The organism is Paracoccus solventivorans (assembly GCF_900142875.1).
GTDB classification, from domain to species: Bacteria; Pseudomonadota; Alphaproteobacteria; order Rhodobacterales; family Rhodobacteraceae; genus Paracoccus; species Paracoccus solventivorans.
In genome coordinates this window covers 66,677-90,247 of the sequence record NZ_FRCK01000002.1, presented here as the reverse complement: position 1 = coordinate 90,247, position 23,571 = coordinate 66,677, and the positions used below count along the sequence as shown (strand labels likewise).

The 23,571-nt window shown below is 70.3% G+C and carries 22 protein-coding genes and 1 tRNA gene; 7 read left to right on the top strand and 16 right to left on the bottom strand.

Features of this window, described 5'->3' with window-relative positions; all coding sequences use genetic code 11:
* Window position 1 precedes the first annotated feature (1 nt).
* Together BUB57_RS03715 and BUB57_RS03710 are read left to right on the top strand one after the other, a co-directional pair.
* On the top strand, window positions 2-973 hold the full coding sequence (locus BUB57_RS03715) for an ABC transporter permease (RefSeq protein ID WP_073062389.1): 972 nt from the start codon (window positions 2-4) through the stop codon (window positions 971-973).
* On the top strand, window positions 970-1,527 hold the full coding sequence (locus BUB57_RS03710; RefSeq protein WP_073062385.1) for a hemerythrin domain-containing protein: 558 nt from the start codon (window positions 970-972) through the stop codon (window positions 1,525-1,527). Before BUB57_RS03715 ends, BUB57_RS03710 begins: the two co-directional genes overlap by 4 nt.
* 10 nt (window positions 1,528-1,537) lie before the next feature.
* Here the strand turns inward: BUB57_RS03710 and BUB57_RS03705 are convergent, their stop codons facing one another.
* The 9 genes from BUB57_RS03705 to BUB57_RS03665 all read right to left on the bottom strand — a co-directional run bounded on the left by BUB57_RS03705 (window position 1,538) and on the right by BUB57_RS03665 (window position 10,291).
* Window positions 1,538-2,479, bottom strand: coding sequence for an AEC family transporter (locus tag BUB57_RS03705; RefSeq protein WP_073062382.1), 942 nt, complete (start codon window positions 2,477-2,479; stop codon window positions 1,538-1,540).
* Window positions 2,476-3,279: an MBL fold metallo-hydrolase gene (locus tag BUB57_RS03700; protein ID WP_073062378.1), complete on the bottom strand. Its 804-nt coding sequence runs from the start codon at window positions 3,277-3,279 to the stop codon at window positions 2,476-2,478. Before BUB57_RS03700 ends, BUB57_RS03705 begins: the two co-directional genes overlap by 4 nt.
* Complete coding sequence (locus BUB57_RS03695; RefSeq protein ID WP_073063577.1) at window positions 3,276-4,085, bottom strand: TatD family hydrolase; 810 nt, start codon at window positions 4,083-4,085, stop codon at window positions 3,276-3,278. The genes BUB57_RS03700 and BUB57_RS03695 overlap by 4 nt, the downstream gene beginning before the upstream one ends.
* A 4-nt stretch (window positions 4,086-4,089) precedes the next feature.
* Window positions 4,090-5,184 (bottom strand): DNA polymerase III subunit delta', encoded by a 1,095-nt coding sequence (locus tag BUB57_RS03690; protein WP_073062375.1) that lies wholly within the window; start codon window positions 5,182-5,184, stop codon window positions 4,090-4,092.
* Window positions 5,181-5,825: a dTMP kinase gene (gene tmk, locus BUB57_RS03685; protein WP_073062372.1), complete on the bottom strand. Its 645-nt coding sequence runs from the start codon at window positions 5,823-5,825 to the stop codon at window positions 5,181-5,183. Before tmk ends, BUB57_RS03690 begins: the two co-directional genes overlap by 4 nt.
* Before the next feature lie 12 nt (window positions 5,826-5,837).
* Complete coding sequence (locus BUB57_RS03680) at window positions 5,838-7,007, bottom strand: D-alanyl-D-alanine carboxypeptidase family protein (RefSeq protein WP_073062369.1); 1,170 nt, start codon at window positions 7,005-7,007, stop codon at window positions 5,838-5,840.
* A gap of 187 nt (window positions 7,008-7,194) precedes the next feature.
* Window positions 7,195-8,415, bottom strand: a complete 1,221-nt coding sequence (locus tag BUB57_RS03675) for a DEAD/DEAH box helicase (protein ID WP_084731984.1) — start codon at window positions 8,413-8,415, stop codon at window positions 7,195-7,197.
* 451 nt (window positions 8,416-8,866) lie between these two features.
* A complete protein-coding gene (locus tag BUB57_RS03670) occupies window positions 8,867-9,916 on the bottom strand; it encodes an LLM class flavin-dependent oxidoreductase (RefSeq protein WP_073062363.1) in 1,050 nt (349 codons plus the stop codon).
* Window positions 9,917-9,949: 33 nt separating this feature from the next.
* Window positions 9,950-10,291 carry a zinc ribbon domain-containing protein YjdM gene (locus BUB57_RS03665; protein WP_073062359.1) on the bottom strand — a complete coding sequence of 114 codons (342 nt, stop codon included), beginning with the start codon at window positions 10,289-10,291 and terminating at the stop codon, window positions 9,950-9,952.
* A gap of 455 nt (window positions 10,292-10,746) precedes the next feature.
* Here BUB57_RS03665 and BUB57_RS03660 point away from each other — a divergent pair, with 455 nt between their 5' ends.
* Complete coding sequence (locus BUB57_RS03660; RefSeq protein WP_073062355.1) at window positions 10,747-11,973, top strand: glycosyltransferase family 87 protein; 1,227 nt, start codon at window positions 10,747-10,749, stop codon at window positions 11,971-11,973.
* A complete protein-coding gene (locus BUB57_RS03655) occupies window positions 11,970-13,061 on the top strand; it encodes a glycosyltransferase family 2 protein (protein WP_073062352.1) in 1,092 nt (363 codons plus the stop codon). The genes BUB57_RS03660 and BUB57_RS03655 overlap by 4 nt, the downstream gene beginning before the upstream one ends.
* On the opposite strand, the gene BUB57_RS03650 is transcribed toward BUB57_RS03655, so the two are convergent.
* Window positions 13,029-13,418, bottom strand: coding sequence for a GtrA family protein (locus tag BUB57_RS03650; protein ID WP_073063574.1), 390 nt, complete (start codon window positions 13,416-13,418; stop codon window positions 13,029-13,031). The two genes, BUB57_RS03655 and BUB57_RS03650, sit on opposite strands and share 33 nt — an antisense overlap.
* 233 nt (window positions 13,419-13,651) lie before the next feature.
* Between BUB57_RS03650 and BUB57_RS03645 the strand changes: the two genes are divergently transcribed.
* Complete coding sequence (locus BUB57_RS03645; protein ID WP_143159610.1) at window positions 13,652-14,584, top strand: hypothetical protein; 933 nt, start codon at window positions 13,652-13,654, stop codon at window positions 14,582-14,584.
* A gap of 56 nt (window positions 14,585-14,640) precedes the next feature.
* Here BUB57_RS03645 and BUB57_RS03640 read toward each other — a convergent pair.
* Window positions 14,641-14,717: transfer RNA gene (locus BUB57_RS03640), tRNA-Arg, on the bottom strand.
* 108 nt (window positions 14,718-14,825) lie between these two features.
* On the opposite strand from BUB57_RS03640, the gene BUB57_RS03635 reads away from it, so the two are divergent.
* On the top strand, window positions 14,826-15,851 hold the full coding sequence (locus tag BUB57_RS03635) for a LacI family DNA-binding transcriptional regulator (RefSeq protein ID WP_073062345.1): 1,026 nt from the start codon (window positions 14,826-14,828) through the stop codon (window positions 15,849-15,851).
* 236 nt (window positions 15,852-16,087) lie between these two features.
* Entirely contained in the window at window positions 16,088-16,552 is a 465-nt protein-coding gene (locus BUB57_RS03630) for a response regulator (RefSeq protein WP_143159609.1), read from the top strand.
* 28 nt (window positions 16,553-16,580) lie between these two features.
* On the opposite strand, the gene BUB57_RS03625 is transcribed toward BUB57_RS03630, so the two are convergent.
* From BUB57_RS03625 to BUB57_RS03605, 5 genes are all read right to left on the bottom strand, one after another.
* A complete protein-coding gene (locus BUB57_RS03625; RefSeq protein WP_073062339.1) occupies window positions 16,581-19,550 on the bottom strand; it encodes a PAS domain S-box protein in 2,970 nt (989 codons plus the stop codon).
* Between the two features lie 109 nt (window positions 19,551-19,659).
* On the bottom strand, window positions 19,660-20,454 hold the full coding sequence (locus BUB57_RS16710; RefSeq protein ID WP_073062336.1) for a hypothetical protein: 795 nt from the start codon (window positions 20,452-20,454) through the stop codon (window positions 19,660-19,662).
* Window positions 20,455-20,521: 67 nt separating this feature from the next.
* On the bottom strand, window positions 20,522-21,814 hold the full coding sequence (serS, locus tag BUB57_RS03615) for a serine--tRNA ligase (RefSeq protein WP_073062332.1): 1,293 nt from the start codon (window positions 21,812-21,814) through the stop codon (window positions 20,522-20,524).
* 83 nt (window positions 21,815-21,897) lie between these two features.
* Entirely contained in the window at window positions 21,898-22,281 is a 384-nt protein-coding gene (locus BUB57_RS03610; RefSeq protein ID WP_073062328.1) for a thioredoxin domain-containing protein, read from the bottom strand.
* Window positions 22,282-22,493: 212 nt separating this feature from the next.
* Window positions 22,494-23,558 carry a bifunctional transcriptional activator/DNA repair enzyme AdaA gene (locus BUB57_RS03605; RefSeq protein ID WP_073062324.1) on the bottom strand — a complete coding sequence of 355 codons (1,065 nt, stop codon included), beginning with the start codon at window positions 23,556-23,558 and terminating at the stop codon, window positions 22,494-22,496.
* Between the last annotated feature and the right edge of the window lie 13 nt (window positions 23,559-23,571).

The window sequence follows — 23,571 nt, the reverse complement described above, 5'->3', positions numbered from 1 at the left end:
GATGGCGCTGCCGACCTACGCCTCGCCGCTGGAGCGGATCTGGCACTGGACCTATATCGCGCTGTGCGTCGCGATCTTCACCTTCCTGATCGCGCCGATCCTGGTGGTGATCCCGCTCAGCTTCAACGCCGAGCCGTATTTCACCTTTACCGCCAAGATGCGCAGCTTCGACCCCGAGGGGTATTCGCTGCGCTGGTACGACACGCTGCTGACCTTCGGCATGGCGCGCCCCGACGCGCCGCGCGACGCTTCCTGGTGGGCGGATGTCTGGGCCAATGCGCGCTGGATCAACGCGGCCAAGAACTCGGTGATCATCGGCATCTTCTCGACCATCCTGGCCACGGTGCTGGGGACGCTGGCGGCGCTGGGGCTGTCGCGGCCGGAGATGCCGTTCCGCCGGGTGATCATGGCGGTGCTGATCTCGCCGATGATCGTGCCGATCATCATCACCGCGACGGGGATGTTCTTCTTCTACTCTTCGGCCTGCGTGGACAGCACCACCACGCTGGGGCGGCTGCTGGCGCCGGTGCTGTCGAACAACGGCTGCCTGGCGAACACCTATCTGGGGGTGATCCTGGCCCATGCCACGCTGGGGATTCCCTTTGTCATCATCACCGTGACCGCGACGCTGATCGGGTTCGACCAGTCGCTGAACCGCGCCGCGGCCAGCCTGGGGGCCAACCCTCGGCGGGTGTTCTTCAAGGTGACGATGCCGCTGATCCTGCCGGGCGTGATCTCGGGGGCGCTGTTCGCCTTCGTCACCTCGTTCGACGAGGTGGTGGCGGTGCTGTTCATCGCCGGCCCCGACCAGCAGACCATCCCGCGGCAGATGTGGAACGGCATCCGCGAACAGATCTCGCCCGCGATCCTGGCGGTGGCGACGCTGCTGGTGGTGTTCTCGATCGCGCTGCTGACCACGGTCGAGCTGCTGCGCCGGCGCGGCGAAAGATTGCGCGGCCTGACCCCGGCATGACCCCCGAGGAGCTTGAGGACGACGCCGCCCGGCCGCGCGCGCCAGAATTCGCCCTGACGCCGTTTCAGGAGCTGAACGGCAAGGGGCTGGCGGCGATCCACCGCTGGTATCTGCGCGACCTGTCCGCGGTGGGGGCGCTGATGGGTGACATCCGCGCCGGGCTGGCGCAGCCGGGGGAACTGGCCCCGGCGGTCAGGGGGATGCCGATGGCCCGGAACCTGGCGCTGTTCGGCACCGCCTGCGGCCAGCAATGCCGGGCGATCACCACCCACCACCAGATCGAGGATTTCCACCTTTACCCGGCGCTGGAACGGCAGGGAAACTCGGGGCTGAACGCGGTCCTTACCCGGTTGCGCGCCGAACACCGCGGGCTGGAGGTGCTGATCGAGACGCTGGCCGCGGCCGCCGATGCGCTGGCCGAGGACCCGGCGCCCGCGCGCTTCGATGCTTGCGCCGCGGGTTTTGCCGCGCTCGACCGCGCGGTGCGCTCGCATTTCCGCTATGAGGAAGACGAGATCGGCCCGGCGCTGGGGTATTACGAGGTCCGGGTCTGACGGCGCGCGCCTAGGGCAGCAGCCCCAGCCAGAACCACGCGGTCAGCAGGCTCAGCGCCGTGGCGACCAGCACGCTGGACGCCGCCACCCGCTGCGCGCGCCCGTAAAGCGCCGCGAACAGATAGGCGTTGACCCCCGGCGGCATCGCCGCGGTCAGCACCGCCGAGCGCACCCCGGCGGGGGGGGTGCCGAACGCATGGGTCAGCGCCAGCGTCACCGCCGGGTGGATGACCAGCGAGGCCGCGCAGCACAGGGCGACCAGCCGCAGCTCGCCCTCGGGGCGGTAGCGATAGAGGATGCCGCCCAGCCCGAACAGCGCCGCCGGCAGCGCCGCGCGCGCGATCATCCCCGCGGCGGCCCAGAACCCCTCGGGCAGGACCAGCCCGGCGGTCTGCGCCAGGTTGACCGCCAGCCCGGCGAGGATGCCGATCACCAGCGGCGTGCGCAGCACGCCCCCCAACGCCCGCAGCGCCACGGTCGCCACCGACAGGTTCTGGCCACGGGCGCGGGTGAACTCCATCACCGTGATCCCGAAGGTGTAAAGCAGCGGCGAATGGATCGAGATGATCGCATAATTCCCCGTCAGCGCCTGCGCCCCGTAAGCGCGTTCGGTGATCGGCACCCCCAGCAGCAGCGAGTTGGAAAACAGGCAGACGAAACCGATCGCCACGCAATCCTCGGGCGGGCGGCCAAGCGCCTGCGCGCCGAAATACCCCAGCGCGAATCCCAGGAAGGCGCCGGCATAGAACGCCCCCAGCATCCCGGCATCCAGGTCGGCGCCCAGGTCCATCGCCGCCATGGACTGGAACAGCAGCACCGGCAGGGCAAAGTTCTGCGCAAAGCGCTGGATGCCGTCGATGGCGGAATCCGACAGCATCCCGCGCCAGGTCACCACATAGCCGTAGCCGAGGATCAGGAAGACCGGCAGGACGACGGTGAAGAGGACGCTCACAACTCGATCACCATGAGGTCGTGGGCGGGGACCACATTCGCGGGCGTTTCGGCCAGCAGCTTGTCGTGGTCGAGGTCGATATGCATGTTCGTCAGCACCCCGCGCCGCGCGCCCGAGCGCCGGATCCAGTCCAGCGACAGCGCCAGATGCGCGTGGCTGGGATGCGGTGTGCGGCGCAGCGCGTCGCAGATGAACACCTCGGGGTGCATGATCGCGGGCCAGGCCTCGTCGGGGATCTCGCGCACGTCGGGCAGATAGACCAGCGCCTTGCCGCCCTCGGCCTCGGCGATGCGAAACCCCAGCGAGGGGATGCCGCCGTGGTCGACCGTGAACGGGGTGAAATGCAGCCCGCCGCCCGCGCCCTCGATGGTGAAGGGGCCCTCGATCAGGTTCAGCTGCAGGATCGGCGGATAGGTCGAGCCGGGCGGCGTCTCGAACGCATAGCCGAAGCGGTGCAGCAGCGCCTGCGCCGTGGGCTGGTCGGCCCAGCCCGGCAGCAGCGCGCGGCGGTTGTGGACAATCTGGCGCAGATCGTCGAGCCCGTGGATATGGTCGGCATGCGGATGCGTCCAGACTACCGCGTCGAGCAGCCCGACGCCCGCATCGGTCAGCTGCGCCACCATGTCGGGGCCGCTGTCGATCAGCACCTGCGTGGCGCCCAGGCGGCCCGGCCGCTCGACCAGCAGCGAACAGCGGCGGCGGCGGTTCCTGGGGTTGGCGGGGTCGCATTCGCCCCAATGCCCGCCCAGCCTCGGCACCCCCCCGGACGAGCCGCAGCCGAGGATTGTGGCGCGGATCACCGCGCCGGCCCCGCGGCCCGGGCAAACAGCCGGTCGAAATTGGCGCTGGTGGCGGCGGCGAACTCGGCCTCGGTCAGCCCGTAAAGCCCGGCGCCGGCGCGGGCGGTGTGGACGACATAGGCGGGCTCGTTGCGTTTGCCACGATAGGGGGGCGGGGCCAGATAGGGCGCGTCGGTTTCGACCAGCACCCGGTCGAGCGGCGCTGCGGCAAAGATCTCGCGGATCTCGGTAGAGCGGGGGAAGGCCGCGATCCCCGACATCGACAGGTAGAACCCCAGATCCAGCGCCACCTGTGCAAGCCTCGGCCCCGAAGTATAGCAGTGCATCACGCAGGAAAACGCCCCGGCTGCGTGTTCGCGCGCGAGGATCGCGGCCATGTCGTCGTCGGCGTCGCGGGAATGGATGATCAGCGGCAGCCCGGTGCGGCGCGCCGCCTCGATATGCACAGCCAGGCTTTCGGCCTGCGCGCGGGCGCTGTCGGCGGTGTAGTGATAGTCGAGCCCGGTCTCGCCGATGCCGACGAATTTCGGGTGCGCGGCCAGCGCTTCCAGCGCCTCGACGGTGACCAGCGGCTCCTCGGCCGCATACATTGGATGGGTGCCGGCGGCGTAGAACACGCCCTCATGCGCCTCGGCGATGGCGCGGACCTGCGGTTCCAGCCGCAGCCGGGTGCAGATGGTGACCATGCGGGTGACCCCGGCGGCGCGGGCGCGGGTGACCAGATCGCGGTGCTGGCCGTCGAAATCGGGGAAATCGAGGTGGCAATGGCTGTCCACCAGCTGCGGTGGCGCGGTGTCGGGGCTCATCGGATCATCCTCGGCCGGGCGCATCGGCGCGGCCTTGCGCAAGGGTCAGAAGCATATCCATCACCAGCGCCGCAGGGTCAAGGTTGACCGCCCGTCCGGCGCGGGCGCGCGCGGACAGCTCGGCCAGTGCGGCCGCCCAGTGCCGGGCGGCGCGGTCGTCGGGGGATATGCGGGCGAGGGTGGCGGATTCCTGCGGCGCGGCCTCGGGCAGGGGCGGGCCCAGCAGGCCGCTGCGGGCGGCGCGGGCCAGGAACAGCTCGATCAGGGTCATGGTCAGGTCGAAGGGGTCGCCGTCGGCCCCCGGCCGTCCGGCGGCGGCCTGCGCGAACGCCGCCGCGGCGTGGCGGTCCATGTCGGGATGGCGCGAAAACAGCGCGACCAGCTGCGCATAGCGGTCGAGCCCGTCCTGCCCGGCCAGCCGCAGCGCCTCGCCTACCGAGCCGCCCGACAGTGCCGCCAGCCGCGCCGCGTCGCCCGGCACCTGCAGCGGCGCGAGCGCCCGCGCCATGTCCTCGGGCGACAGCGGCGCCAGCCGCAGCTCGCGGCAGCGCGAGCGGATGGTGGGCAGCAGCCGCGCCGGCCGGTGCGCGACCAGCAGCAGCAGCGCGTCGCGCGGCGGCTCCTCCAGCAGCTTGAGCAGGGCGTTGGCGGCGTTGGGGTTCATGTCGTCGGCGGCGTCGATGATGGCGACGCGGCGCCCGCCCTCGACCGCTGAAAGCTGAAAGAACGACAGCAGCCGGCGCATGTCGTCGACGACGATTTCCCCCCGCAGCCGGCCCTTGTCGTCGAGGCTGCGGCGGACGAGATGCAGCCGCGGCTCGGACAGGGCCAGCAGCCGGCGGGCGACGGGGTGGTCGGGCGGCACCGACAGGTCGGGGCTGTCGGCATCGGCCAGCAGCCAGCGGGCGATGCGCCAGGCGAGCGTGGCCTTGCCGGTGCCGCGCGGGCCGGTGATCAGCCAGCCGTGATGCAGCCGTCCCGAGGTGGCGGAGGCGTGGAACTGCGCGATGGCGGCATCCTGGCCGACCAGAGTGGCGGTCTCGCGCGGGTGGGGGGCGCCGGGAACGCGGTCGGATTCGACGGGGACATCCTCGGTCATGGCGCGGCCAGGGCCTCGCGCACGCGGGCGGCGACGGCAGCCGCATCGCCGCTGCCGTCGATCAGCCGCACCCGTGCGGGGTGGCGGAAGGCGAGGTCGCGGAAGCCTGCGCGCAGGCGCTGCTGAAAGCCCAGGCCCATGGATTCATAGCGGTCCTCGGCCTCGGTCATGGCTTGCGCTTCTGCCCGGCCGGTGGCCCGGGCCAGCGCCTCGGCGGGGTCGAGGTCGATGACCAGGGTCCGGTCGGGCTCGACCCCGATCACCAGCCGGTGCAGCGCCTCGACCAACTCGGCGAACCGCGCCTGTTCGGCCGGATCATCGCCGCGCGCCGCGCCTTGGTAGACCCGGGTCGAATCGGCGAAACGGTCGCTCACCACCCAGGCGCCGCGGTCGAGCGCCGGGCGGATCAGGCGTTCCAGATGGTCGCGGCGGGCGGCGGTGAACAGCAAAAGCTCGGTTTCCGGTGACCAGCGGTCGGGCGGCCCCTCGACCAGCAGCCGGCGGATGTCCTCGGCGCCGGCCGAGCCGCCGGGCTCGCGGGTCAGCACCACCTCGCGCCCCTCGGCCCGCAGCGCCTCGGCCAGCAGCCGCGCCTGGGTGGATTTGCCCGACCCGTCGATTCCCTCGAAACTGATGAACACCGCCGCCGCCGGTCAGCCGCGGACCGCGGCCATCGCCCGCTGCCCCAGCCGTAGCGCCGCGTTCTGCAGCCGGCCCATGAAGCCCGCCCGCGCCACATCGGTGGCCGCAAACAGCGCCAGCCGCGATTCGACCGAGCCGGGGACCGAGATCACCAGCTCTCCCAGCCGCTGGCCGGCGGCGATGGGGGCCTCGACCGGGCTGTCGAACACGGCCTCGGCGGTGACGCCAGCGGCTGCGCCCGCGGGGATCAGCACGTTCACCCCGTCGTCGGTGGTCAGCGCCACCCGCCGCGATTCGCCCAGCCAGACCGGCGCCCAGGCCACGGTTTCCCCCTTGGGGATCACGGTCTGCATGGTGAACTGGCCAAAGGCCCAGTTGACGATCCGTTCGGATTCCTCGGCCCGCGCGCGTTCCGAGCCCAGCCCGTTCAGCACGAAGATCACCCGCCGCCCGTTCTGCACCGCCGAGCCGACCAGCCCGTAGCCCGCCTCTTGCGTGTGCCCGGTCTTGAGCCCGTCGGCCCCCAGCCCCATGCCGAGGATCGGGTTGCGGTTGTGGATATTCGCAGGCGCGCGGTTGTCGTATTCAAAGGTCTTGAGCGCGAAATTCGTGTAAAGCTGGGGGAAGTCGCGGATCAGCCGCTCGGCCAGCAGGCCGAGATCGGCTGCGGACATGACATGGCCCGGCGCCGGCCACCCCGAGGCGTTCACCAGCCTTGTGTCGTTCAGCCCCAGCTCGCGGGCGCGGGCATTCATCTGGCGGGTGAACTCTTCCTCGCTGCCGGCCAAGCCTTCGGCCAGCACCACGCAGGCGTCGTTGCCCGACAGCACGATCACGCCCTTGATCAGCTCGTCCACCGTCGGGCGGTCCTGTTCGTTCAGGAACATGGTCGAGCCGCCCATCTGCCGCGCCTTGGTCGAGACCGGCATGGTGGTATCGAGGCTGATGCGGCCTTGCCGCAGCGCCTCGAACACCATGTAGATGGTCATCAGCTTTGACATCGAGGCCGGGGGCAGGGCCTCATGCGCGTTCTTTTCCAGCAGCACGGTGCCGGTGGTCATGTCATAGACCCAGGCGGCGCGGGCCGAGGTGTCGAACCCCTGCGCCGCGGCGGGAATCGCCAGCAGCAGCGCCAGCGCCGCCGAGAGACCGGCCAGAACACGGGACAGAAGCGTGCGCATGAGTGGTCCTTTGCCTGTTTGGCGACAGGGTTAACCGAGCCGGCGCCATCTCGCAACGCCGTCCTCCCGCGCAGCCTGCACCGGCACAGGTAAAGATTCGCTGAACGCGCGCAGAGAAACTGCGCGCGTTCGTTCTTCCTTGCAGAAATATCCCGTGGCCCGGGGGCGCGCAGCCCCCGGATGCAACCTAGCCCTGAGACGCCCTCGGCGCGCGCGAGGGCCGCCGGGCCGGGCGCTTGCGCGCCGCGGCAGGCGCCGCCCCGCGGGACGGGCGGGCAGAGGGGGCGGGGGCCCCCGCCGGAACCTCGCCGCCGATCACCGGGATCGCGGTCTTGATGGTCTTTTCGATGGCCCGCAGCTCGCCCAGCTCGGCGGGCGAGCAGAAGGCCACGGCGCGGCCGTCGCGGCCGGCACGGGCGGTGCGGCCGATGCGGTGGACATAGTTCTCCGGCACGTTCGGCAGGTCGTAGTTATAGACATGCGCGACCTGCGGGATGTCGATGCCGCGTGCGGCCACATCGGTGGCGACCAGCACCTGCGTATCCTCGGCCCGGAACGAGGCCAGCGCCCGTTCCCGCTGCCCCTGGCTCTTGTTGCCGTGGATGGCGGCGACCTTGAAGCCCCATTTCTCCAGCAATTTAGACAGTTTTTCCGACCCGTGCTTGGTGCGGCCAAAGACGATCGCCAGCTCGCCCGGGTGCTTGGCCAGATACTCGGCCAGCAGCGTGGCCTTGTCGCCCTGGTTCACGAAGTGCACGCCTTGCGCGATCTTGTCGGCGGGGCGGCCCGGAGGGTTCGCCTCGACCCGCACCGGATCGGTCAGGTAGCTGTCGGCCAGTTCCTCCATCAGCTTGGGCATGGTGGCGGAAAACAGCAGCGTCTGGCGGTTGCGGGGCAGCAGCTTGGCGATGCGGCGCAGCGCGTGGATGAAGCCGATGTCCAGCATCTGGTCGGCCTCGTCCAGCACCAGATAGCTGGTGTCGTCAAAGCGGATGGCCTTGCGCTCGATCAGGTCGATCAGGCGGCCGGGGGTGGCGATCAGCACGTCGACGCCGCGCGACAGCCGGTCGATCTGCACGTTGATCGAGGCGCCGCCGACCACGCGAAAGGCGCGCAGCCCGGTGCCCTGAGCGAAGGCCTCGACGTTCTGGGCGATCTGCGTCGCCAGTTCGCGGGTCGGCGCCAGGATCAGGGCGCGGCAGGTGCCCGGCTCGGGGCGCTTGCCGGCGACCAGCAGCCGGGTCAGCATCGGCAGGCTGAAGGCCGCGGTCTTGCCAGTGCCGGTCTGCGCCAGCCCCAGTAGGTCGCGCCCCGCCACGATGGACGGAAACGCCTGCGCCTGGATCGGCGTCGGCTCGTTCAGCCCCAAGGGCGGCAGGTTGATCGCCACGCGGGCGTCGATGCCCATGCGGGTAAAGGCGGTGTCGATATCGGGAATGGCGCGGCGGACAAAGGGCTCGGCCTCGGCGCGGGCCTTCTTGGCGCGGCCGGGGCCGCGGCGGGCGTCGAACCCGGCCGAGCGCGGCTTGCCGGCAGGTGCGTCCTCGTCGCGGAAACGGCTGCCGCCCTGCGGCTTGCGGTTGCCCGAGGGACGCGAGGAATCGGTGCGGGAATTGCGGATATGTTCGTTCATTCTGGTTTTCCGTGCCGCGATTCCCCGTATCGGAAACGCAGCGACATGGGCCGCGGGCAGCGCCGGCGGCAGGGCAAGGGTCGCGGGTCAGATACGAAACCCGCCGGCAACCCTGCGTGAGATGGGGAACCAGTCGATTGTCGGACCCTGACGGAAACGGATTTCCGCGGCTGCTCACGCGGCAGCGGGTGGCGACCGGGCCAAGATGGCGATCCGGCCGCAAAAGTCAAGGGGTTGAGGGATTACCCCCGGCCAGCAACTCGCGCACCATCGGGATCACCTCTTGCCCGTACAACTGGATGCAGGACATCAGCTGGTCATGCGGCATCGGGCCGGTAGCGTATTTCAGGTCGAACTGCGCCACCCCCACCGCGCGCACGCTGGCGGCGATCTTGCGCGCCACCGTCTGCGGGCTGCCGACATAAAGCGAGCCGTGCTCGATCTCGGCCAGATAGCGGTCGCGGGTGACCGCGGGCCAGCCGCGTTCCCGGCCGAGGCGGTTGGTGAAGTCGCGGTAATGCGGCCAGAACGCCTCGCGCGCGGCCTCGTCGCTGGCGCCGACGAAGCCGGGCGAATGCATCCCGATCGGGCGCGGCGTGCGGCCGGTCTTGGCACAGGCCTCGTGATACAGATCGACAAAGGGGCGGAAGCGCGCCGGCTCGCCGCCGATGATCGCCAGCATCAGCTGCAGATCGTGGCGCACCACCCGCAGCACCGATTGCGGCGAGCCGCCGACCCCGACCCAGACCCGCATCCCCCCGGGCCCCAGCGGCGGATAGACCGCGGCATCCACCAGCGCGGCGCGGGTGCGGCCCTGCCAGCTTACGCGCTCCTCGCGCAGAAGCCGGGCGAACAGGTCCAGCCGTTCCTCGAACAGCGCCTCGTAATCCTGCAGGTCGAATCCGAACAGCCCGTAGCTTTCGGTGAAGGAACCGCGGCCCAGGATCGGCTCGGCCCGGCCCGATGAGACCGCGTTCAGGGTCGAGAACCGCTCGAACACCCGCACCGGGTCGTCGGTGGACAGCACCGTCACCGCCGTGCCCAGCCGGATGCGCGAGGTCCGCCCCGCGATCGCCGCCAGCAGGATTTCCGGCGCCGAGATGGCGAAATCGGGGCGGTGATGTTCGCCCAGCCCGATGAAGTCGATGCCCAGCCCGTCGGCCAGCACCGCCTGTTCGACCACGTCGCGCAGCACCTGCTGCATCGGCACCGGCTGCCCGTCCGCGCTAAGGTTCACGTCGCCGAAACTGTCCAGCCCCAAGGCGATTGCGGTCATGCGCTGCTCCTGCTGCGGGTGCGGTGCGACGTCCTAATCCGCGACCTTCTTCACGAATTGCGATTTCAGTCCCATCTGCCCGATTCCCGGGATCTTGCAGTCGATATCGTGGTCGCCGTCCACCAGCCGGATGCCGCGGACCTTGGTGCCGACCTTGACGACCGCGGACGAGCCCTTGACCTTCAGGTCCTTGATCACCGTCACCGTGTCGCCGTCACGCAGGACGTTGCCGACGCTGTCCCGCACCTCGGACGCCTCGTCGGCCGCCGTCCCCGGCTGCCATTCGTGGCCGCACTGGGGGCAGTTCAGCAGGGCATCCACCTGATAGGTGTAGGTCGAGGCGCATTCGGGGCATGGAGGCAGGATATCGGACATGCCGCCCGCTATAGAGGCAGCAAGCGCCGGACGCCAGACGTGCTGCGGAAAGCCCGGCGGCGTATCGGGCGGACCTGCGCGCGCCGGCGTGACGAAGCCGGGGGCGCTGCCCCCGGACCCCCGGGATATTTTCAGACAAAAGAGAAGGCAGGCGCGCGCGGTTGCGCCCGGCCCAATGAGGCGCACCACCTGGCACCCGAAGTTTTGGTTTCCGAGGCGCCGGGCGAAGCCGCCGTGCAGAACTTTCGCCACCGCGGGTGCGAACTCGATTACCTGCCGATATGCCTGGGCGGCATGGTCTCATTTCGCCCCGCTGGCGTCTTTTCCTGTCCTAAAGACCAAGGCCGAGGCTTGCTCAATATTCTTGGAGCGACGGGGGGTTCCGTGCTAAACAGGCAGGAAGTTCTGCATGAGACCTGTGACCGGATGTCGATAGACTTGCAGGGGACCGAGGGATGGCATTTGTCAGGGTCGGGCAGAACTCCTCCGGGCGTTTCGCGATGGCGGCTGGACTGCTGGTCCTGGCCGTGGCGGCGCTGGTCGCTTTCGGCTTTCTGGGCGTCGGCCGCGGGGGTGGCATCTACGGTTTCGACATGCGCTATATTCATGTCGCCGGCGAAATGTGGGACAATCTGCGAAACCCCTATGACGCCGCCGACTTCAAGGCGCATATGAAGTCGATTGCCGATTTCGATTCCGAAATCTTCGCCTATCCGCCGAACTCGGCACCGCTCGCGATGGTCCTGTCGATCGGCGATCTCGACTATGCCAGATTGGCGATGGGGGCGTTGAATATTGCCTCGATCCTGTTTCTGGTCCTGTTTCTCTGCAATGGGGCGTTGAAGGCGGGGGCGATCGACGCGGCCGATCAGGCCCGGATGCGCGCGGATATCCTTTTTGCCTCGGCCGTGGTCATCGGCAATCCCTTTACCGCCCATGTGGTGTGGATGGGGCAGACCACCCTGGTCGCGGCCGCGCTGCTGATGGGCTGCTGGCTGCTGGCCGACCGGCGCCGGGACATCCTGGCGGGCGTGCTTCTGGGCCTGAGCGCCTTCAAGCCGCAGCTGGCGCTGCTCGTCGGCCTCTGGTTCCTTCTCGACCGCAGATGGTCGCTGCTGCTGGCCGCCGCTGCGGCCACCCTGGCCGCCACCGCCTGGCCGATCATTGCGGCCGGGATCGAGGGTTCCTGGATCGCGTGGATCCGGTCGCTGGGCGAATATTCGGACAGCGAGTTCAACACCGCGACGTTCCGGCATGTGTTCGGCCTGCGCAGCGTCCTCGCGTCGGCGGGAATCGAGACCCCGTCGCTGATGCCGCTGGCCGCAGCCAGCGTGCTCCTGCTTTACCTGATACGCGACGGATACGAGAACATCTGGCTGATCGCGGCCATCCTCATCATCTCGGCGCTGCTGTTCATGGCGCATGACTACGATCTGGCGCCGGCGGCGGTGATCACCTACCCGCTGCTGCGGGCGGCGCGGGGACGAAGGACCCTGCTTGCCATCATCGCGGTTCTGGCCTGCATCCTGTTCTTCCCGCAGAGGATCTGGGAACGGCTCGATCTCGGCGCCGTCGCCCGCTCGCGCGAGCTGGCGCTGCTGGCGCTGCTGGCGATCTATCTGGTCATCTGCCGCAATCCGATCCGCTCTGCCGCGGCGCTGCGGACAGGCAGGTCGGCATGACCGAACGGCGCCCCCCTCCGGAACTGCTCTCGATCGTCTGCCCCTGTTTCAACGAAGAGGGCGGGCTTGGCGAGTTCGTGAGCCGCCTCGGCCAGGTCCTGAGGCCGCTCGGCCAGGGTTACGAGATCGTCTTTGTCAATGACGGCAGCAGCGACGGCACCCTGTCCGAGATGCATGGGCTTGCCGAGCGCGAGGGCAACATCACCATCGTCAACCTGTCGCGGAACTTCGGGAAAGAGATCGCCCTGACCGCAGGCCTGTGCCACGCCTCGGGCAATGCGGTGGTGGTGATCGACGCCGACCTTCAGGACCCGCCCGAGCTGATCCCGGCGTTCATCGAACGCTATCGCGAGGGCTACGACATCGCCTATGGTCGGCGCATCGAGCGGCAGGGGGACAACTGGCTGAAGCGGGCGACCGCGCGCGTCTTCTATCGGCTGATGCGCCGCCTTGGGCCGGTGCCGCTGCCCGAGAATGTCGGGGACTTCCGGCTGATGAGCCGCCGCTCGGTCGAGGCGCTGCTGCGGCTGCCGGAAACGCATCGCTTCATGAAGGGGCTGTTCGCCTGGATCGGCTTTCCCGCGGTGGCCGTGGATTACGTGCGCAAGCCGCGCTTTGCGGGCTCGTCCAAGTGGAATTACGGGCAGCTGGTGAATCTGTCCATCGAGGGGATCACCTCCTTTACCATCGTGCCGCTGCGGCTGACCGCCTATCTCGGATTCGCCATCGCGCTGGTCGCCTTTCTGGCCGGCACGTTCTATTTCCTCCGCACGATCTTCTTCGGCGAAGAGGTGCAGGGCTTTCCGACCCTGTTCCTGACCATCCTGCTGCTGGGCGGCGCGCAGCTGATCGCGTTGGGGGTGATCGGCGAATACCTGGGCCGCATCTTCAACGAGACCAAGCGCCGGCCGCTGTTCCTTGTCGATGACGTCCGCTGGTCGGGACCCGCCGCCGGGCGCCGGCCCCAGGACAGGCTGGCCCCCGGGATGCCACTGTCCCGGGTGGATGAAGCGGCGCCCGACATCATGTGGCTGACCGCGAACCCGGCGCTGCCCCTAGCCGCGCGGACGGAAGATGGCCCGCGATGACAGCATGTAGTTGATGACCGAGGCGATGCCGATTGCCGCCGCCAGGGCAACCGGCAGCGGCAGGCCGAGGGTCTGGAAGCCCAGAAGCATCGCGGCGCGCAGCGCAAAGACCACCCCGCTCCACAGCATGAAGGCGGCGTAGCGCCGCGATTTTCCGCGGGTTCCCGCGGCGTCGAAGGTGATGTGCTCGTGCCAGAAGAACACCCCGGTGGCGCTGACCAGCATCGCCAGCCCCAGCGCCACCGCAGAGGACAGGCCGAACAGCCCGACCGCGCCGAGGGTCACGACGTAATCGACCACGGCGCCAAGCGCCGAGCCTCCGGCAAACAGGCCGTATCGCCGTAAAATCCGCAGCATGTCCGCCTTGCGCTTGCCTGTGTCGTTCCCCGTGGCCCGCTGGGCGTTCCGCCGTGCCGGCACCGGCATGATCCCCCGGGCCGAGCGGTCCGGTCTGGAAAATAGGGCAGGACCGGCGCGCGGTCCATCGCAATGACCATCTCCGGCGCCGCGGGGCGTGCCTCGGCTTGAAACGATCGCGCGTCGGCGGTAATCTGGGAGAATGCATTAGGCTGATGTGATGGGCGTGGAATATGCCCTCCGTCAAGGTGTCGATTATCTGGACGGGGGCGGAATTGGATCGGAGAAGCCTGCTTTTCGGTGCCGGATCATCGGGGCTTTTCCTGATTGCGTCCGGCCGTGGCATTCCGGCCGCGGACAAGGATGATTTCAGCCTGCGCGTCGTCGAGTCCGGTCATAGCCTGACCGATGGCATCATGCCGCCGCTGGAGAGTTTCCTCCGCCTCAGGGGCTCTCGTCGCGGGGTGCTGGTGAAATCGACAATTCCCGGCAGCCCGATGGAATGGCGCTGGGAACATGCGCCCGAGGGCGACGCTCCCGATATTCGCGATCCCAAGGTAATGGCCAATTTCGACGTTCTGGTCATCACCGAGCGGGTATCGCTGGCCAACACCGCCCCCTATCACCGCTCGTCAGAGATGGCGCTGCGCTGGGCCGAGCATGCCTGGCGGCATGGCAGCGACGGTGCCGGCGCGCGCAGCATCCTGTTTGCGACCTGGGTCGATATGACCTCGGGGCCGGATTACCCCAATCCCTACAACGACCCGGAAGGGCATATTGCCTTCCGTGAGCGGATGCCGCTCGAAATGGCCCGTTGGGAAGAGATTCGAAGCCATGTGAATGCAGGATTGGCCGACGGGATGCCGCAAATGGCGATGATCCCCGGGCCATTGATCATGGCGGCGGCGCATGACGATATTCTGGCTGGCAAGGCGCCGGGGCTGGGCTCTTTGTCCGATCTGTTTGCGGATGACATCCATCTCAACGACAGGGGCAATTACCTGATCGCCCTGGCGCATTTCGCGGTGATCTACAGCAAGGATCCCCGCGGCCTGCCGGCGAATATTCCCCCCCGCTCCGGCCCGGATCAGGCACAGGCCGCATGGATGCAGGATCTGGTCTGGCGGGTGCTTGCGGAATACCGCGGCGGGAACGGCGGCGATTGACGCTGGCGCGGTGCAGGGTCGCGATGCGGAAGACGCCGCGCCCCGATTTTCCAAGCTGGCGACCCCGAGAGGATTCGAACCTCCAACCTGCCCCTTAGGAGGGGGCTGCTCTATCCAGTTGAGCCACGGGGTCGCTGGCGGTCTTGTCGCATGGGTGGCGGGGGCGTGGCAAGGTTGCGCCGGTATCTTGTCGTGCGCTAACACGATTCCATTCCCTGCCGCGCAACCCGGTGATTTCCGCATGAGCCCTGAACCCCGCCGTCGCCCGCTGACCCTTCGCGACGTGTCGCTTGCCTCGGGGGTCAGCGAGATGACCGTCAGCCGGGTGCTGCGCAACCGCGGCGATGTCTCGCCCGCCACCCGCGAAAAGGTGCTGACCGCGGCGCGGACGCTGGGCTATGTGCCCAACAAGATCGCCGGCGGGCTGGCCAGCCAGCGGGTCAACCTGGTGGCGGTGGTGATCCCGTCGCTGTCGAACCTGGTGTTTCCCGACGTGCTGGGCGGAATCTCGGCCGAGCTCGACGACACCGGGCTGCAACCCGTCGTGGGGGTGACCAACTACGGCCCCGCGCGCGAGGAGACCGTGCTTTACGACATGCTCAGCTGGCGGCCCTCGGGGGTGATCCTGGCCGGGCTGGAACACAGCCGCGCCTCGCGCGCGATGCTAGGCAATGCCGGGGTGCCGGTAGTCGAGATCATGGATGTCGACGGCCATCCCATCGACTGCGCCGTGGGCATCAGCCACGAGCGCGCGGGCGAAGAGATGGCGGCGCAGATCCTGGCCGCGGGCTATCGCCGCATCGGCTTCATCGGCACCCACATGCCCGAGGACCACCGCGCCCGCAAGCGGCTGGTCGGGTTCGAACGGGCGCTGGCGCAGGCCGGGCTGACGCTGGTGGCGCGCGAATATTATCAGGGCGGCTCGTCGCTGGCCAAGGGGCGCGAGCTGACCGAGCGGATCCTCGCGCGCGAGCCGGAACTGGATTTCCTGTATTATTCCAACGACCTGATCGGGGCGGGCGGGCTGATCTGGGCGCTGGGGCAGGGGATCGACATCCCCGGGCGGCTGGGGCTGGCCGGGTTCAACGGCGTCGACCTGCTGGACGGGCTGCCGATGCGGCTGGCGACCACCGATGCGCGGCGGCTGGACATCGGCCGGCGCGCGGCGCGCATCGTCGCCGGCAAGGACCCGCGCCCCGAGGACGGCATCATCGCGCTGGCCCCGACCTTTCTGCCCGGCGACACCATCCGCCCCCGCCGCGGCTGATCGCCGCGGCCTCTCGCGCTTGCCCGCCAGCAGTGCGAAACCTGGAAACGCCGCAGCGGCACTCGGGGGCCGAATCCTTGCGGCAGGCGGTTTCCTCCCCATATGGTGGCGACGTCACGCCGCAGGACCGCCGCAGCACGCCGGCCACCGCCAGACGCGGCGCAAGAGAACGGCGCGAGAAAGCGGCGCGCAGGACATGCGCAGGACACGGGCGCAACAGACGGGGGCCATTCGGAATGGGCAGGGCACCAGACAGCAGGCTGCAGGATTGCGCGGTCATGGTGGTCGAGGATGAATTCTTCCAGGCCGACGACCTTGCCTCGGCGCTGGGCCGAGCCGGGGCGCGGCTGGTCGGCCCCTTCGCCACGGTCGAGGCGGCGCTGGCCGCGCTGGAGCGGGGCGAGCATGTGGATGCGGCGATCCTCGACACCAACCTGCGCGGGGCGGCGGTCACGCCGGTGATCGCGGCGCTGACAAGGCGCGACATCCCCTATGCGCTGGCCACCGGCTACGACCGCGACATGCTGCCGGCGGACTGGCGCGAGGCGCCGGTGTTCCAGAAACCCTTCGAGATTTCCGCCCTGCTCGAGGCGATCGCCGAGCTGTGCTGCCACCGCCGCCAGGCGGGGCGCGGCAAGGGCGCCACCGATGGCGCCGGTTCCCCGGGGCGGGGCACGGTCTCGGCGCCGCGCTTCATGTAAGGGCGCGCCCGCCTTCAGCCCCGCGGCGTCAGCCCCGGGCGGCGCGGATCCAGCCGCCGCTGGGGCCGTCGCTGTCGGCGCTGCTGGGAAGCGGCAGCGCGATGGTGCAATGAACCCCGTTCGGGGTCAACTCATAGCTGGTCTCGGCCCTCAGCTGATAGGGCAGCGCCCGCTCGATCAGCTCGCGCCCCGAGCCGCTGCGCGGCCGCGGTCCCGGCCCGCGGTCGGGCCTGGGCACCGCCACCCCGCTTTCGCGCCACTCGACCCGCAGCACGCGCTCGCAGTCCCCATTTCCGTCCCCCGCGTCCTCGCCCTCGCCGGGCGCGCGATCCTCGAGCCGCCATTCGACCGACAGCCGCCCCTCGGGCAGCGATAGCGCCCCGTATTTCAGGGCATTGGTAGCCAGCTCGTGCAGCCCCAGCGCCAGCGGCTGCACCATGGACGACCGCAGGCGGATCCCCTCGGGCCCGTGCAGCCGCAGCCGCCCGCCATAGTCCGAACCGTTCGAGACCCCGTGCGCCGCCAGTTCCACCCGCAGCAGCTCGTCAAAGGTGATGCGGTCGCCCTCGGACAGCCGCGACAGCAGCCGGTTCACGCGGGCCAGCGCCCCCAGACGGTCGCGGAACCGGTCGCTGAACTCCTCCAGCGAGGCGCTGCCGGCCAGGGTCCGGTCGGCGACCGAGCGCACCACCCCCAGCAGATTGCGGGTGCGGTGCTGAAGCTCGGCGACCAGGATCTCCAGCCGCTCGGCTGTCTCCTGCTCTTCGGTGCCGTCGTGGCAGACGCCGCCGATGCGGGTGACCCGGCCCATCGGGTCGCGGATCGGGAAATCGGTATTGCGCAGCAGCCGCACCCGCCCGTCCGAGGGGCGGCGGATGCGCAGGTCGTAGGTCAGATGCTCGCCCTGCCGGATCTTCTCGAACGCCTGCCGGGCGGCGGCGCGGTCCTGGGGGACCACCAGCTCCAGCCAGTCGTCCAGCCCCTTGCCCTGCGCGGCCCAGTCCGGCGGCAGGCCGAACATCCGCGCTGAGGCCGGGCTGAGATATTCCAGCGCCAGCGTGCCCGCGTTGCGGATCCACAGCACGTCCGAGGACGCCTCGCCAAAGCTGCGCAGCCGTTCCTCGCGGTCGCGCAGCTCTTCCGCGGCGCGGCGGGCCTCGGTGATGTCGGCATAGAACACCGAGAACCCGTTCTCGCCCCCGAACGGCGCCACCCGCAGCGAGAACCAGCGGTCGAGGTCGGGGACGACATCCTCGACCCGCTCGGCGCGGCCGGTGCGCAGCACCCGGTCGGCAATCGCCATCAGCGTCGGATGGTGCAGCGGGAACACCGCGCTGGCCAGCGTCCCCAGGGCGCGGGCGCGGTCCAGCCCGGTCTGGCGTTCATAGGCGGGGTTCAGCTCGACATAGCGCGCGTCCACCACCCGCCCGTCGCCGTCGCGCTGCGCCGCGCAGATCGCCACCCCTTCGTCGATGCGGTCGAACAGGGTGCGGTAGCGGGTCTCGCTGGCCTGCTGCGCGGTTTCGGCGCGGGCGCGCTGCACCGCGGCCCAGACCCGCTCGGCGGTTTCCTCGACCAGCGCCACGTCCAGCGGCGACCAGTCGCGCGGGGCCGTATGGATGACGCTCATCACCGCGCGGAACATGCCGTCCTTGATGACCGGCACCCCGATGACCGAGCGCGCCTGCACCTCGGCAAAGCTCTCGCGGCCGGGGTCGTCGCCGGGCAGGGCGGCGGTGTCGGCGCAGACATAGGTCTGGCCGGCGGCATAGGCGCAGCGCGGGCCGGGGCCGAAATCCTCCAGCCGAAAGCGCAGCTGGTGCGGCGGCTCGCCGGCATTGCCGCGCTGCAGGGTGGCGAACTGCCCCGACGGGTCGATCTCGTAATATTCGGCGCGGGCGACGCCCAGATGCCGGGCGAGCACCTGCATCGCCAGCGCCTGCATTGCCTGCGGGTCCGACACCGGCCGCAGCGCATCGGCCAGCCGCAGCAGGAACTCGTGGCGCTGCTCGCGCTGGCGCAGCTCGTGCTCGGCCTGCCGCCGCTCGGTGATGTCGCTGCACACCACGGTGATCCAGCCGGAATCGCGGGCGCCGACCGGGGCGAAATGGACCTCGAACCAGCGCCCGCGCAGGTGCAGGGGCGGGCCGGGGCGGATGCCGGTGCCGTCGCGGCGGATGCGCGCGAACGCGGCCATGCAGCCGGGGACCAGATCGGGCAGCAGCTCGGCCACGCTGCGCCCGACCGCCGCGCCGATGCCCGAGCCGAGGTCGAACTGCCGGGCGAAGGCCGGGTTCACCTCTCGGAACACCAGGTCCGACACCGCGCCCGCGCCGTCGGTCACCGCCTCGATCAGGGCGATGCCCTCGTTGATGGAATCGACGATGGCGCGGTACTTGGCCTCGCTGGCGCGCAGGGCGGTCTCGGCGCGGGCGCGCTCGACGGCGGCGCGGGTGCGCTCGGCCACCTCGGCGATCAGCGCTACCTCCGCGTCGGTCCAGCGCCGGGCCGAGTGGTGGTGGCAGCCGAAATGCACCACCTCGCGGCCGTTGCGCAAGAGCGGCACCGCGACAAGGGCCAGCACCCCGGTGGCCAGCCAGGCGCGGCGCACCGCCGGGTCCAGCCGCCGGTCGGTGGTGGCGTCGGCGACCACCACCGGCCGGCCCAGCCGCAGCTGCGCGCTGACCCAGCCGAGGCTGCTGGCGTCGTCGTCGAACCGTTCGGGCAGCGGCGGGAAATGCCGGCTGTACTGGCCGCGGACGTGGCACTGCCGCTCGCCGTCCGCGTCCTCGATGCCCAGATACAGCGTCCGGTCCGCGTCCAGATGCTGGCACAGCAGGCGGGCGCTGGTCTGCATGATCGCGGCGGGATCGTGCAGCGCGGCATGGGCGTCGCCCAACTGCAGCAGGAACGCCTGCTGCCGGTCGGTGCCCGGCAGGGGCGGGACGAGGCGCCGCCCCTGCGGCGCATCCCCGGGTGCAATCGCGTCAACGGACATCGGCTCCTCCGGCGCTGCGTCGGGCCGTTGCCGCCCGGACCATCCTTACCTGTGTGATCCTATCAGGAAACCCGGCGCTGGCGACGGCGTTTCCGCGCCGGGCGGCCGCTCAGGTGGTGGTGCGCACCACCACCACCGCCACCGCCGAGATCCCCAGAACGCAGGCGGTGGCGATGGTGATGCTGGTGCCGGCGGTCGCGGCCGCGATGCCGATCATCGCCCAGATCGCGGCGGCGGAAAACATCACCAGCCGTGGCAGGCGCAGCTGCACCCAGGCCGCGGCCAGCGCCGCCACCAGCAGCCCCAGCAGGATCGCGCGTTCCAGCCCCATCCCCAAGTCGAACAGCACCAGTCCCAGCGCGCTGGTCGCCGCCATCACCACCCAGCCCGCGACGAAGGCCAGCGCCGAGGCCCCCGGCGCCGGCGGGATCTCGACCCCCGGGATCGGCTCTGCCTGCCCCTGCACGGCATCGCATTGCCAGGCGAGCCCCAGCGTCAGCGCGGCGCAGGCACCCGCGGCCAGCGCCAGCCCCGGCAGCGGCGCGGGACCGATCACCCAGGGCCACAGCGCCGCCATCGCCAGCCCCAGCGCGATCGCCGGGGGCTGCGGCGCCGCCCGCCGCGCCCGCAGCCGGGCCGCCAGATGCAGCACCACCGCCACCAGCACCGCCGCCAGCAGCGCCCACAGAATCGCCGTCGTCGGCTGCGCCACCAGCCCCAGTAACGACAGCTCGCCGGCGCCGCCGCCCAGCGACATCCGCCCCGTCAGCGTGCGCTCGAAGGACAGGGGGGTGCTGGTGACCGGGGTCCAGCCTGACAGGGTGCGCAACGACGTCAGCAGGGCCGAGACGGCAAAGCCGCCCGCCGTCGCCACCTCGATCAGCACCTGCAGGTTCCGGTTCATGGCTCTGCAACGCCCCGCGCCGGGCCCGGGTCCATCGCAATCCCGGCATCATATGGTTTTCCCGGGGTCAGGAAAGCTCTCCGCCGGCGGTCAGCCGCGATGCGCCGCCCAGATAGGGCTGCAGCACCGCCGGCAGCTCGACCGAACCGTCCGCCTGCTGCCCGTTTTCCAGCACCGCGATCAGGGTGCGCCCCACCGCCAGCCCCGAGCCGTTCAGCGTGTGCACGAACTCGGGCCTGCCGCCGCCCGCGGGGCGATAGCGGGCGTTCATCCGCCGCGCCTGGAAATCGCCGCAATAGCTGACGCTGGAAATCTCTCGGTAGCGGTTCTGCCCGGGCAGCCAGACCTCGAGATCATGGGTGATGCGGGCGCCGAAGCCCATGTCGCCGGTGCACAGCACGATGGTGCGATAGGGCAGCCCCAGCGCCTCGAGCACGGCTTCGGCGCGCCGCGTCATCGCCTCATGCTCGGCCAGCCCCGATTCGGCGTCGGTGATCGACACCATCTCGACCTTTTCGAACTGGTGCTGGCGCAGCATCCCGGTGGTGTCGCGGCCCGCCGACCCGGCTTCGGAGCGGAAGCACTGCGAATGCGCGACCATGCGGCGGGGCAGGGTGGCGTGCTCGACCAGATCGCCGTGGACGGTGTTGGTCAGCGTCACCTCGGCGGTGGGGATCAGCCACCAGCCCTCGCGGGTCTGATAGCTGTCCTCGCCGAACTTGGGCAGCTGGCCGGTGCCCTCCATCATCGCGGGCAGGACCAGCACCGGCGCCCAGACCTCGGTCAGCCCGTGGCGGTCGACGTGCAGGTCCAGCATGAACTGCGCAAGCGCCCGGTGGATGCGCGCCACCGCGCCGGTCAGCATGACGAAACGCGCCCCCGACAGCTTGGCGGCGGTGGCGAAATCCATGCCCGGACGAACGCCGGCGATCTCGAAATGCTCGACGGGGGTGAAGTCCAGCGCCCGCGGCTCGCCCCAGCGGCGGATTTCCACGTTGTCGTTTTCGTCCGCCCCTTCGGGCACGCTCTCCAGCGGCAGGTTGGGGATGGTCATTAGCAGGTCGCGGAGCTCGGCGTCCAGCGCCGCGGCCTCGGCCTGCATGGCGGCGACCTCGGCCTTCTTGGCGGCGACCAGCGCGCGCAGTTCCTCGAACGCCGCCTCGTCGCCGCGCGCCTTGGCGGCGCCGACCTCCTTGCTGGCGCGGTTCTGCTCGGCCTGCGCGGTCTCGGCGGCGTTGATGCGGGTGCGGCGCTCGGCGTCCAGCGCCAGGATTTCGGGCGACAGCGGCGCCAGCCCGCGCCGGGAAAGCGCGGCATCGAACGCGGCCGGGTCGTCGCGGATCACGCGGATGTCGTGCATGAGGGGGGTCCTTTCGCCGTGTCGCCGGTGGATACAGGCACCCCCTTAACCCAGCGGGCGGCTTGACAAAAGCCCCGCGGCACTCAGCCCGCGGCGGCCAGAAGCGCCCCCAGTTCGCGCCAGAACCATGAGGGCGATTCATAGCCCTGAAAGCGCCCGACCTCGACCCGGTCGCGCAGCAGGATGAAGGTCGGCGTCGCATAAGGCGCGCCCGCCAGCACCAGCCCGTCGGGCCACGGCCCTTCCAGCGGCACCGGCACGACAGGCGCCGCCCGCCCCTCGGCCCGCGCCGCATACCCCGGCAGAACCTCGCGCCGGAACGCCGCGCAGAACGGACAGCCCGGCGATTCCACCAGCAGCAGCGCCAGTCCGCGCGGCACCGCCGCCGGTCCCCGCAGCGGCGCCGCCACTGCCGGAGCGGCGGCAGCAAGTGCAAACCAGGACAGCAACGCGCGCCGGCGGATCATGCAAGGCTCCTTCCAGAACCCCCACGGTCTCGACCAGCGGCCCGCAAGGTGCAAGTACTCGAGTTCTTCCTTGTGAAAATATCCTTCGGGGGCCCGGGGGGTGGAAAACCCCCGGTCCCGCCGCGCGGAAAACAATTCGGTGGACTGTTTTCAGCGAGGGCGGCCACGGCAGTGGCCCGGGGGTGGAAAACCCCCGGCCTGCCCGCCCGGCCTCAGCCCGCCGCCAGCTTCCGCTCGATCGCGATCAGCGCCTGCTTGCGCCACAGCCCGCCGGCATAGCCGGTCAGGCTGCCGTCCGCCCCGATCACCCGGTGACAGGGCACCACGATGGCGATCTGGTTCGAGCCGACCGCCCGCGCCACCGCCCGCACCGCGCTGGGCCGCCCGATGCGGGCGGCAAGCTCGCCATAGCTGACGGTGGCGCCGGGAGGGATGCGGCGCAGCTCTTCCCAGACCTCGCGCAGGAATTGGGTGCCGTGCAGGGTCAGTTGCAGCTCGAAATCGCCGCTTTCGCCGGCGAAATAGCGTTGCAACTGCGCCTCGGCCGCGTCGGTGACGCTGGTGCGGCCCAGCCCGATCCGGCCGCCGGCCGCCTTGGAGAGCCGTTGCAGCTCGGCCGCCAGCCCCTTGCGGTCGGTGAACTCGAGCAGATGCAGGCTGCGGTCGTCCGCCACCGCGATCATCCCGCCCAGCGGCGTGTCGAGCCATTCCGCGACCAGCCCCTGCGTACCCCCCGCCATCGCCGCCGGCGGATGGCCGAACAGCCGCGCGAAGGCGTCGCGAAAGCCGCTGGCGCTGTCGAACCCCGCGTCCAGCTGCGCCGCGATCACCGTCGCGCCCTCGGCCAGCGCCCGCGCCCCCTCGCGCAGCCGCATCTGTCGGGCGAGTTCCAGAAAGCTCATCCCGTAATGGCGCTTGAAGGCGCGCCGTACCGTCGAGGGGTCCAGCCCCAGCGCGGCCACGTCGGCCTCGGTCCAGCGCCGCGCGGGATCGGCCTCGAGCGCGTCGAGCATCCGGCGCAGCACCGCATCGCCCTCGGCCTCGGCGCCCAGCGGGTGGCAGCGCCGGCAGGGGCGAAATCCCGCGGCCAGCGCCTCGGCGGGGCTGGCGAACCAGCGGCAGTTTTCCGGGCGGGGTTTGCGCGCCGGGCAGGTCAGGCGGCAGAAGATGCCGGTGGTGGCGACGCCGACCCAGGCGCGGCCCTCATAGGCTGGGTCGCGGCGGATCAGCGCCTGGTAAAGCGCGGCGGAATCGGGGGTGAGGGGCAGCGTGTCCATAGCCTCACCATAT